This window comes from Leptolyngbya sp. FACHB-671 (assembly GCF_014695745.1).
Classification (GTDB): Bacteria; Cyanobacteriota; Cyanobacteriia; order Elainellales; family Elainellaceae; genus JAAUTN01.
The window spans coordinates 543,426-554,461 of the sequence record NZ_JACJOV010000153.1; the positions used below are offsets into that span (position 1 = coordinate 543,426).

9 protein-coding genes are annotated in these 11,036 nt (G+C 49.3%); 5 read left to right on the forward strand and 4 right to left on the reverse strand.

Annotation, left to right across the window (positions count from 1 at the left end):
• The first annotated feature begins 89 nt into the window (after positions 1-89).
• Positions 90-5,198, forward strand: a complete 5,109-nt coding sequence (locus H6F93_RS27780; RefSeq protein ID WP_190688015.1) for a WD40 domain-containing protein — start codon at positions 90-92, stop codon at positions 5,196-5,198.
• An 83-nt stretch (positions 5,199-5,281) separates the two neighbouring features.
• Positions 5,282-5,830: a hypothetical protein gene (locus H6F93_RS27785; RefSeq protein ID WP_190688020.1), complete on the forward strand. Its 549-nt coding sequence runs from the start codon at positions 5,282-5,284 to the stop codon at positions 5,828-5,830.
• A gap of 99 nt (positions 5,831-5,929) precedes the next feature.
• On the opposite strand, the gene H6F93_RS27790 is transcribed toward H6F93_RS27785, so the two are convergent.
• Positions 5,930-6,319 carry a GFA family protein gene (locus H6F93_RS27790; RefSeq protein ID WP_347277369.1) on the reverse strand — a complete coding sequence of 130 codons (390 nt, stop codon included), beginning with the start codon at positions 6,317-6,319 and terminating at the stop codon, positions 5,930-5,932.
• Between H6F93_RS27790 and H6F93_RS34320 the strand changes: the two genes are divergently transcribed.
• Positions 6,208-6,459 (forward strand): hypothetical protein, encoded by a 252-nt coding sequence (locus tag H6F93_RS34320; protein ID WP_242043654.1) that lies wholly within the window; start codon positions 6,208-6,210, stop codon positions 6,457-6,459. The two genes, H6F93_RS27790 and H6F93_RS34320, sit on opposite strands and share 112 nt — an antisense overlap.
• Here the strand turns inward: H6F93_RS34320 and H6F93_RS27795 are convergent.
• Entirely contained in the window at positions 6,456-7,253 is a 798-nt protein-coding gene (locus tag H6F93_RS27795; protein WP_190688027.1) for a methyltransferase domain-containing protein, read from the reverse strand. The two genes, H6F93_RS34320 and H6F93_RS27795, sit on opposite strands and share 4 nt — an antisense overlap.
• Positions 7,254-7,339: 86 nt before the next feature.
• A complete protein-coding gene (locus H6F93_RS27800) occupies positions 7,340-7,609 on the reverse strand; it encodes a hypothetical protein (RefSeq protein ID WP_190688031.1) in 270 nt (89 codons plus the stop codon).
• Positions 7,610-8,432: 823 nt separating this feature from the next.
• On the opposite strand from H6F93_RS27800, the gene H6F93_RS27805 reads away from it, so the two are divergent.
• Positions 8,433-10,352 (forward strand): thiamine pyrophosphate-binding protein, encoded by a 1,920-nt coding sequence (locus H6F93_RS27805; RefSeq protein ID WP_190688035.1) that lies wholly within the window; start codon positions 8,433-8,435, stop codon positions 10,350-10,352.
• A gap of 168 nt (positions 10,353-10,520) precedes the next feature.
• On the opposite strand, the gene H6F93_RS27810 is transcribed toward H6F93_RS27805, so the two are convergent.
• The gene (locus tag H6F93_RS27810) at positions 10,521-10,721 is read right to left on the reverse strand and encodes a hypothetical protein (protein WP_190688037.1); all 201 of its coding nucleotides are present in this window, start codon (positions 10,719-10,721) and stop codon (positions 10,521-10,523) included.
• A gap of 230 nt (positions 10,722-10,951) precedes the next feature.
• Here H6F93_RS27810 and H6F93_RS35960 point away from each other — a divergent pair.
• Positions 10,952-11,036, forward strand: an 85-nt coding sequence (locus H6F93_RS35960; protein WP_524537882.1) for a transposase-like zinc-binding domain-containing protein, incomplete at its 3' end; no start/stop codon positions are given.

Sequence of the window (11,036 nt, forward strand, 5' to 3'; positions counted from 1 at the left end):
GATTTCATAGTTTCAACTCAATCTGCTACCCGTGTTGGGTTACGCTTTGCTTCACCCAACCTACAAATTCTGTGGAGGCAGTTTTATAGATGGCTGAGGTGGTTCCATCGGACGAGGCGCTGATACTGAATGAGCGATCGCTCCAGGCGTTAATGCGATCGCTCACCCTCTCTCAGGGGCAATTCTCTTTGATCTTGGTGCGCTGCAACTACAGCCGACTGCGTGACCAAATCCTCCAGCACATCAAAACTTCCTCGGCGCTAAACATCCAAACGCTTGAACTGCCAGAATTTACGCCGACCCTGTTCACTTGCATTCAGACGCATCTGCAAGCGTTAAATGATAACCCTCCCAGTGAGTTGCCTGTTGCCCTGATGGTAGTAGGGCTGGAGAAGGTACAGCAGCTTAATGCGGTGTTTGGCTCTGCCAACTTGATTCGAGACGAATTTCGCAAGAAATTGCCCTTCCCGCTGGTGCTGTGGGGCAACGATCATGTGCTGCGGCAATTGGCTCAATCTGCGCCTGACTTTAGAAGCTGGGCGGCTGCCCCGATTCGGTTTCAGTTTCCGATTGAGGAACTGGTGACATCCCTGCGTCACCATGCCCACCAGATTTTTATCACGCTGCTGAGTACCGGGGCCGAAGGATTCTTGCCCAATGCAGCGCTAAATCTGCAAAGCGGATCACCCCTGCGAACCGAACTGGAATTTGCGATCGCCGACATTCTCAACAGCGGTCGCACCCTAGATCCTGAACTGCAAGCCAGTCTTGACTTCCTCGGCGGACGCGATGCCCACGCCAGAGCCGAGATGGAAACCGCCCGCACCTATTACGAAAACAGTCTCACCTTTTGGCGGGAAGGCAGCGCCACAATCACCGATATTGAAAGCGACGGAAACGGTGAGCAGTTGGGAACGGTGCCGCTGCGATCGCTGATTCCCCACACTCCGACTTCCTACATTCTCAAAGAAGCAATTCTGCTGTTTCACCTGGGGCTGTGGTGGCGCAGCTATGCGGTTTTGCAGCGGGCGACCTATGAAGCGTCGTGCCGTCGCGCTAAGGAATATTTCAGCCAGTGCCTAGACCTATTTCGGCAGGAAGGACGGCTAGAACTGGTAGCTAAGTTCATCACTGCCTTGCAGGAAACGCTGCAAAAGCTGCGCCATTGGGAGGAACTGGAAACCCTCACCAGCGAAGCAATGGAGCTACACGAAACCTATAGCGATCCGGTGCGTTTAGCGCGAGATCACGGGTTTTGGGCGGAATTGATGTTAGCCCGTTCAGATTGGGCTGAAGCCCATGAGTGTGCCGAAGCAGCGTTAGAAATTTTGGATGAAGCAACCCCAGAGGAGACGGAAGTTGCACCTACTTTCCTGCCTGCAACATCCTCAGCGGTAACTGAGACACAGTCACAACCAGCAAACACACCACCAGTGATAGAAGACAGCCTTGCCCTGGCAGAACGCTATCAACGGAGCTGGTATTTGCTGCTGTTGGGGCGATCGCAATCTCACCTGGGTGACATTAATGGGGCGATCGCCTCGCTCAAATCAGCCCAGACTGCCAGCGATCCGCAGCATGATCCCGTTCTTTATATTCATATTTTGCAGGAATTGCGAGATCTTTACTTTGTCAAAGGAAATTACCTGGAAGCCTTTCGGATCAAGCAAGCACAGCGGCGTGTAGAGCAACAATATGGCTTTCGTGCCTTCGCTGGAGCGGGTCGGCTAGAGCCGCAGCGATCGCCCATTCCCCTTGAAGTTGCCCCTTCCTCTCCAGAGGCGATCGTGGCTCAGGAGATTGCTGCCTCCAGTCGTCAACAAGATGTTGACCGTCTGGTTGCCCGCATCAGCACCCCAAAAGACAAACTCACCGTGATTCACGGACCTTCCGGTGTAGGCAAAAGCTCCATCGTCACTGCCGGACTGTTTCCCACCCTGCAACGTCGTACCATCGAAGCCCGTCGCGTCCTTCCTCTGCTGCTATCGGTCTACACAGGTTGGGAAGAAACTTTAGAACGATACCTGAGAGAGGGGTTGGAGGCGATCGGTTATAGCCGGGAAGCGCTCAGCAACGATTCAGAAGTGGTTGGCAACGGTTCAGAGGCAGTCGGGAACGATTCAGCGACGGTCGGGAACGATTCAGAAGTGGTTGGCAATGATTCAGCGGGGGTCAGGAACGATTCAGCAGCAGTCGGGAACGATTCGGACACAGGCGGAAATGATTCGGAAGCGGTCGGCAACGATTCGGACACGGTCAGCAACGAGCAAGATAGTCTCCTCTGGCTCCTGACTCAACTCCGCCAAAATCAGAATCGCAACCTTTTCACCGTCCTGATCTTTGATCAGTTCGAGGAATTCTTCTTTGTTCGCCCTGACCCGCTCCAGCGCAAATCTTTCTACCTGTTTTTGCGTGACTGCCTCAACATCCCCTATGTCAAGGTCATCCTGTCTCTGCGAGAAGACTACCTGCACTACCTGTTAGAAATTGATCGCGTCGCAGACCTGGAAGTGATCAACCATGACATTCTCAGTCGCGAGATCCGCTATCCTTTGGGCGACTTTTCACCTGCCGATGCCAGAGCCGTAATCGAGAATTTAACCGCGCGATCGCAATTCTACCTAGACCCAGACCTGGTGGATGCTCTGGTCAAAGATCTGACGGGTGCATTGGGCGGCATTCGCCCAATCGAACTACAAATTGTTGGCGCACAGCTTCAAGAAGACCGAATAGATACGCTGGTTGAATATCAGCAGCTAGGCGAACATCCCAAGCAAACGCTGGTACAGCGCTACCTACAGGAAATTGTTAGAGACTGCGGCAAGCCCAATGAGGCGATCGCCCAACTCGTCCTCTTTCTCCTCACCGACGAAAACGGCACTCGTCCCTTCAAAACTCGCCTGGAACTCCTAGAAGAACTGGAACTTACGGGTATCACTATTCCCCCTAAACAACTTGATCTAGTACTGGAAATCATGGTCGGCTCCGGGCTGGTGCTAAACGTGCCTGAGTTGCCGGGCGATCGCTACCAGCTTGTCCACGATTACCTCGTCAGCTACATTCGTCAGCAGCAGGAACACGGACTCCTAGCCGAACTCGAAGCCGAACGAGAAAAACGCCGCCTCAGCGAAGAACAACTCAGGGAAGCCCTGCGCGACAAGGAACAGGCACTTTTGAAGGAGCAGCAAGAACGTCAGCGCGCCGAAATTGCCGAAATTGAGGCACTGGGAGCCGCTTCTCAAGCACTGTTGCTCTCCTATGATGATCTGGCAGCTTTACTCGCTAGCGTTAAAGCTTGTCTCAAACTTCAGGAGATAGCAGCACCCGTCGAGCTTCAAACTAGAATGATGAGTCGGCTTTGGCAAACTGTTTATGGAGTGCGATCGCGCAATCAATTCAAACATGATGACTGGATCTGGAGCGTGAGTTTCAGTCCTGATGGCAAGACCCTTGCCTCTGCCAGTGCTGACCATACCATCAAACTTTGGACAGTCACGGGCAAAGAACTGCAAACCTTGCACGGACATCAAGACATCGTTTTAAGTGTGAGTTTCAGTCCCGATGGCAAGACCCTTGCCTCTACCAGTGCTGACCACACCATCAAACTTTGGACAGTCACGGGCAAAGAACTGCAAACCTTGCACGGACATCAAGACATCGTTTTAAGTGTAAGTTTCAGTCCCGATGGCAAGACCCTTGCCTCTGCCAGTGCTGACCACACCGTCAAACTGTGGAACCTGGACGGAGCGGAATTACAAACCTTTCAGGGACACGAAAAGATGGTGGCAAGTGTCAGCTTTAGTCCCGACGGCAAAGTGATTGCCTCTGGCAGCGCTGACCATACGGTCAGACTGTGGAACCTTAATGGAGAACTGAAAACCCTTCAAGGACACCACGGTCGGGTTTGGAGTGTGAGTTTTAGCCCTGATGGTAAGACCATTGCCTCTGCCAGTGCCGACCATACGGTCAAACTGTGGAGCCTTGACGGAGAAGAATTACAAACTATTCAGGGGCATCAACTGTGGGTCAGAAGTGTAAGTTTCAGCCCTGACGGACAGACTATCGCCACTGGCAGTGATGACCATACCGTCAAGTTATGGAGCCTGAATGGAGAGGAATTGCAAACCTTTGAAGGACACACCGACAGAGTTAGAAGTGTAAGTTTCAGCCCTGATGGTAAGGCGATCGCTTCTGGTAGTGCTGACTACACCGTAAGGCTTTGGAGCCTGGAGCAAGAAAAACTACAGACTTTGAAGGGACATCGCGACAAGGTCAGAAGTGTTTGTTTCAGTCCTGATGGCACAATGATTGCTTCTAGCAGCGTTGACCACACCATCAGGCTTTGGAACCGTGACGGCAGTCCACTGCAAACCTTGCAAGGACACGATGATTGGGTTTGGAGTGTATGTTTTAGCCCTGACGGTCAGACCATTGCCTCTGGTGGTGCCGACTACGCTGTGAAACTTTGGAGCCTTGATGGAACAGAGCTAAAAACTTTCCAGGGACATCTTGGCATGATCTTAAGTGTTTGTTTTAGCCCCGATGGTAAGACCATTGCTTCTGGTAGTGCTGACCACACCATAAAACTTTGGAGCCTTGATGGAGAGGTATTACATACTTTTCAAGGACATCAAGATAGAGTCAGAAGCGTTTGTTTTAGCCCCGATGGTAAGACCATTGCTTCTGGTAGTGCTGACCACACCATAAAACTTTGGAGCCTTGATGGAGAGGTATTACATACTTTTCAAGGACACCAGGACTGGGTTAGGAGTGTGAGTTTCAGCCCTGATGGTAAGACCATTGCCTCCGGTAGCGCTGACCGCACCGTGAAGCTTTGGAGCCTTGACGGTAAAGTGCTGCAAACTCTTCGAGGACATCAACTGTGGGTGAGAAGCGTCAGTTTCAGTCCTGATGGTAAAACGATTGCCTCTGGCAGTGCAGATTACACTGTGAAGCTTTGGAACCTTGAAGGCAAAGAACTACAAACTTTTCAAGCACATCGCGGCGGAGCCAACAGTGTTAGCTTTAGCCCTGATGGCAAAACCATTGTTTCTGGCAGCGATGACCACACCATCATTCTGTGGAATTGGGACTTACACGAATTGCTAAAGCAGGGATGCGTATGGCTTCAGGACTACTTAGCTCACAGTCCTGAAGTGAATGAGGAAGATCGACATGTTTGCGATCGCCCACTTTAACTTTAGAGTTGAGTGAATTTTAATTGGGCGATCGCAACACAGTTGCGCGTCCAGCTATTTTAGTTCTATGTTATTAGGTTGCTATGATGAGTACACAGCTAGCTGATACTTTGGGAAGACTGCAAGCCAGAATCTATTGGTTGCATGATGCAGAAAAGTTTGATGAGTTAACTAATACGGCGAGTAAGATCTATCAGCTTTTAGGCTATTCTGAATCCTTGAGTAATCAAGTTGGTCGCTTTATCTCTGAGGCTTATCGAATCTCTGATGATGCTCAGATTGCAAGATTTGCTGGTGATCCAGAAAAGGAATTAAAGTACTACTCTGAGGTTCAGCTTCAATTAGCCGAAGCAGTAAAACTACTAAATTTGCCCATTGAAACAGCAGAGTATCAAGTTCAATGGTGGATGCTTTCTAGACATAAAAAGATTATTGCAGCATTGAGCTATATCCTGAAGCAACATAAATATAGTAAGTTGTCGGTCTTAGGTGAAGCCAAACTAGCTTATTACTCATTTCAAATAGGTCTAGGTCACCACCAGAGAAACTTAGCTAGGTGTGAGAAGTATGCGATCCAGTATTGGAGCTTGCTTCTACAGTCAGAAGAACCTATTTATCCCTACATTGGTTGATAGCTGACCCCGGCTCGGATCCAAGAAGCACCTCTTCGAGGAACTCTCGAAACTGCTAGATGTGGGTAACACACACGATGAAGTCAGGCTGAGTTTCGGTTATGGTTCGGTGCGTGCCGTCCTTTCTCGATCGCGCTCATATCGGCGTGCGACATTGAACGGAGGCAGCCAATTCTCCCGACGACAAATCCAGAGCTCATAGGTGGGTGTCACCTGGTTCGGCGTATCCAAAGTACCGGCAGGGATTTCGATTTCGTCGCCCGAGCAACTGAAGACCGAGGAGCCGCAAACTGGGCAGAAATAGCGTCCGCGATAGTCGGCCGTCGTGCCAGTGATGCTGACCGCATCGGCAGGAAACACCGCGAAAGTATGGAATATTGCCCCGTGGTGCTTACGGCAGTCTAGACAATGGCAAATGCCCACCCGAAACGGTTCGGCAGCAACTTCCAGGCGGACCGCTCCACAGAGACATCCTCCGTGATACTGCACGTTCCTCATCCGTCCTCCATCGCGCGTTGCCTTCTAACATTTTATCAGCGACTGACCTCGACGAGAGCCAATCTTCAGTGCCGAATAATCTGGAACTAAGCACAAGCGACTTTCAACCGTCCACTGCTGTGAAGTGTTAGCTTGCAGTGTATGCCCATATTTCAAATCGTGCTTGAGATGATAACTCCGCATCCAATGAACCATAATGGTCATGGCAAAATACTTCGAACTCTTTTAGTGCAAGATGAAAGGCTTCATCTGGAACAAGCCAGCACAACCCATATGCCCGTAGCCTGTAGAAGTTGAGTAATTCCTGAACCTGGTTACTTACCGTCCATTCCTTAGCTATCAAATAATTACACTGATATCCTTGATTACGTAAATACTCCTCTATGTTAATTTCGTTAATTACTTTGCGTGACTGTTGTGAGGGTTGTGGCTCTTGATACTTGGATAAGATAGTTCTGAAATGCTGCTCAAACTTCAGTCGTGCAGGTGGAGTAATCCATTGAGCATTAAGATAGAAACCTTTTGGTTTTAGAACACGATCGATCTCATCTAAAAACATTCTCAAATTGGCAACAGAGTGAAGCATGTGAACAGTTAGCACAACGTCAAAGCTGCTGTCTGCAAAAGGTAGTTGTGAAGCATCTCCATGAATCAGTTTCAGATTCTGGGGAATTTTAGGCAGCTTTTGACGAAATTGATTAAGCATTTCCTGAGAAACATCAATGCCAGTCACAGAATAGCCGCGTTTTACTAAAGGAAGAACGTTTAGCCCAGTTCCTATACCAGGTTCTAAGAAAGTGGTTTCAGGAGTTGCCTTGACTAGGGTCAGAATAAAATCTGCAACTTCCTCAGCGATTGGCTCTGTCAGCCAGCGAGTTCGATCATAAATATCGGCAATCTTACTGTAGTAAACATTTTTTCTCACTTTTCTAAACCTTGTGCTTCTCAAGCTAATACCCGAAGTTTTGGTGAGAGAGCGATCGCCCCTCTTAAAGCGATCGCCCCTCTCTCTTACCTTCTCCGATCGCGAGTCAAGATACTCATCACTTCACCAGAACTCGGTGCAGGTAAAAGCGGACTCCAGGCACTGGGTTCGGCAAAGCCCCGATGATAGAGGTCGTGAATCGTTTCAATCACACCATCGCGAGAGCTAATGATCAGAACTTGGATGCGATGCGAAGCAGTTCCCCCTATGGGGTAATCGCGCTCACTATTTTGAAGTGCAGAAACTTCTCTCTCAACGGTGGGTACGGTGGGAGATTCCAAAAAGCATTGAGACATAAGTTGTAACTCCTTAGGGTTTTTGAGGAAACCCCAAAAACCTAGCCACCCCGCACTAATTCACACGTTGCAATGAGTGAGAGGACAAAAAGTGAGTTTACTTTCACTTTCATGTCCTGATGGATCAGCAACGTTTTGACATGACAAGTCGGGGTGGCTAAGGGAGTGTTAAAATTCACCGTTAGCCGCCAGACTGCCTAGTACAGTTTGGGGGTCAGTCGCTCAAGGCTGTTCGCAGCAACCTTGGGCGGCGCTAGATTTTTGGGCGTAGTAGGGCTGCTTTTGAGTAAAAATGACAACCTTAACGTGAGAGCATATCTGGGATAGTGACTCTCCGTCAAGGTGGCAAACTACAGATTTTTTGAGACGGATTTTTTGAGAAGCGCTTGAGGCGATGATTAAAGATTATTTACCAAACTTTACTTTTCATTAACAATCTTGATCATAAGAGTAATGAGCATTTATACTCAGGTATAGCTGTTTACAGAAATTTCTGCTCTGACTCAGGCGTTTCTAAGCCTTTTGAGGAGCACAGGGGTTATTTTGCTTCTTGAAAATTTGTGTCTTACTAGGCAAAATTTCTCAGGAACCAAACCTCAAAGACCCACGCAGAGCGCTATAGGATCAGGAGATTGGACATTAGCGAGACAGCATTCTCTGTAGTTCTCCGTCCATTGAGATCTATCCTGTGTGTAATGCGGCGTCGCGATTGCCATCAGTTCTACTCTAATAATTCTCCTGTCCGCCAAAAACCGTCTGTGATGATGGTTTTGTCTCTAGAAGTGTCCGCCTTAAATAACTGCCCACTTAAAGAAAATCAGCCATGACTATTGCTAAAGCCAGAACCAGTTTCCCGATTGATTTGGATGCCTACCAACCCATCGCTCTTGACCCGACTAACCCAACCTTGACCAGCGAACAGCGGGATGCATTGAGAGCAAACATTGAGCTTTGCCGAGATGCGATCGTATTCTTCACCGCAACTGGAGCAGCAAGAGGCGTAGGCGGACACACAGGCGGACCTTACGACACGGTGCCGGAAGTGGTGATTTTGGATGCATTCTTCCGGGGAGCACCGGATAAGTTTGTGCCAGTTTTCTTTGATGAGGCAGGACACCGCGTCGCCACTCAATATTTGATGGCAGTCATTCATGGGGAACTGGACGTGGAGCGGCTAACTCAATATCGTGCCGCTCATTCAGAACTTCCTGGACACCCAGAGCTGGGGTTGACTCCCGGTGTCAAATTTAGCGGTGGACGGCTAGGACATGTTTGGCCCTATGTGAATGGGGTGGCGATCGCCAATCCTGGTAAAATCGTTTTCTGCCTTGGCTCTGACGGTTCCCAGCAGGAAGGCAACGACGCAGAAGCCGCCCGTCTCGCAGTCGCTCAAGGTCTGAACGTGAAGCTGCTTGTTGACGATAACGATGTCACCATTGCCGGACATCCTTCTGAATATTTGAAGGGCTTTAGCGTTGGCAGAGTGCTAGAAGCTCATGGCTTAGACGTAAATGAAGGCGACCCCGAAGACATTGACGACCTGTATCGTCGCATGTGTGCTGCTGTCACCACCGATGGCCCGGTTGCCCTGATCAACAAGCGCAAAATGTGCGTCGGCATTGAAGGGCTGGAAGGTTCCACCCACGGACATGATGTGATTCCGGTGAAGTTGGCGATCGCCTACCTGGAGTCTCGCGGACAAACCGAAGCCGCTGAGTACCTCAAGAACATTGAGAAGCCTAAAAATCCTTACACTTACCTGGGGTCTGGCAACAAGCAAGGCTCTAACCGCAACGTGTTTGGCGAAGCGGTCGTTTCCGTTCTCGGCCGCATGAGCGAAGCAGAGCGCAAAGAAAAAGTGCTGTGCATCGACAGCGACCTGGAAGGTTCCTGCGGACTCAAAGCAATCCACGACGCATATCCCGAAATCTTCATTAGCTCCGGCATCATGGAGCGAGGCAACTTTGCCGCAGCGGCTGGCTTTGGCATGGAGAAAGGCAAACAAGGCATCTTCGCCACCTTCAGTGCCTTTTTGGAAATGTGCATTTCCGAAATCACAATGGCGCGGCTAAACTATGCCAATGTTCTCTGTCACTTCTCACACTCCGGTGTAGACGACATGGCAGACAACACCTGTCATTTTGGCATCAATAACTTGTTTGCCGACAACGGATTAGATGACGGGCACGAAACACGCCTCTACTTCCCTGCCGATGCTGCTCAGATGACCGCTTGCGTGGAAGCCGTGTTTAACGATCCGGGTCTGCGGTTTATCTTCTCCACCCGCTCCAAAACACCAAACATTTTGGATACAAATGGCAATGACCTGTATGGCGAAGGCTATACCTTTGCCTCCGGCAAAGATGAAGTGGTGCGCGAAGGTACAGCAGGCTACATTGTCACCTATGGTGAGTCGCTCTATCGTGCTCTGGATGCGGTTGAGAAACTGAAGCAAGAGGGAATCGATGTAGGTTTGATTAATAAACCGACGCTAAACGTGGTTGACGAAGAAATGATCGCCAAAGTTGGCGCATCCCCGTTTGTATTAGTGACTGAAGCCTTCAACCGTCGCACCGGATTGGGTAGCCGCTTTGGTTCCTGGCTGCTAGAGCGTGGGCTGACTCCCAAGTTTGCTCACATGGGTACTCACAAGGAAGGCTGTGGTGGTCTGTGGGAACAGTTCCCCCACCAGGGCATTGACCCCGATGGCATCATCAGCAAGGTGAAGGAATTGGTTGGTTAATTCACATAAGTGAAGTGAGCTGAAAAGAGGGTGAGCGTTGCTCACCCCTTTTTTATTGAGATTGCTTCATCTCGATAGGTCAATTCGTTCAATGGACGAGCCAAGTCATTCAATTGATGTGTCAATTCGTTCAATTGATGTGTCAATTCGTCCCATTGATGTGTCAAGTCATTCAATTGATGTGTCAATTTGTTCAATGGACGGGTCAATTTGCTTACTTGACAGGTCAATTCGTTCACTCGGTAGGTCGATTGAGTTAGGGGAGGGAGCGATCGCTGAAAACATGCCGAAGTTTTCCAATAGCCCATCTAATGAAACATGCTTTGCTAGCAAACTTGCAATATTTTTAGCCAGAACAAATCTATACATTGGTATCTTTCAATGTAATCATCCCAAGGCGGAACGTTAGATTAGAAAAGTCAGTCTTGGCAAGTTGTTAGAAGGAGTTATACAGGTAATGTCGGCGTAGTTCTCTATACAGGCAGGTATACAGAAAGTTTCCATGTAATAAGTTGTTATATCGATTCTTCGTCCAAGACTTTCAAATTAAAACAGAGGCGTTGCTGCAAGGGTAATGCTTGGTTTGGCATGATAGAAGAATGAAATGTCCTCAATGTAATTCAACTCAAGTCGCTAAGAACGGGCATCGTCGAGGGAGACAATGCTACAAGTGTAAGCAGTGCA

Bases quoted from the DNA above. Each gene is read 5' to 3' on its own strand.
- H6F93_RS27780 (WP_190688015.1), top strand. From the start codon at position 90: ATGGCTGAGGTGGTTCCATCGGACGAGGCGCTGATACTGAATGAGCGA.
- H6F93_RS27785 (WP_190688020.1), top strand. From the start codon at position 5,282: ATGATGAGTACACAGCTAGCTGATACTTTGGGAAGACTGCAAGCCAGA.
- H6F93_RS27800 (WP_190688031.1), bottom strand. From the start codon at position 7,609: ATGTCTCAATGCTTTTTGGAATCTCCCACCGTACCCACCGTTGAGAGA.
- H6F93_RS27805 (WP_190688035.1), top strand. From the start codon at position 8,433: ATGACTATTGCTAAAGCCAGAACCAGTTTCCCGATTGATTTGGATGCC.
- H6F93_RS27810 (WP_190688037.1), bottom strand. From the start codon at position 10,721: ATGTATAGATTTGTTCTGGCTAAAAATATTGCAAGTTTGCTAGCAAAG.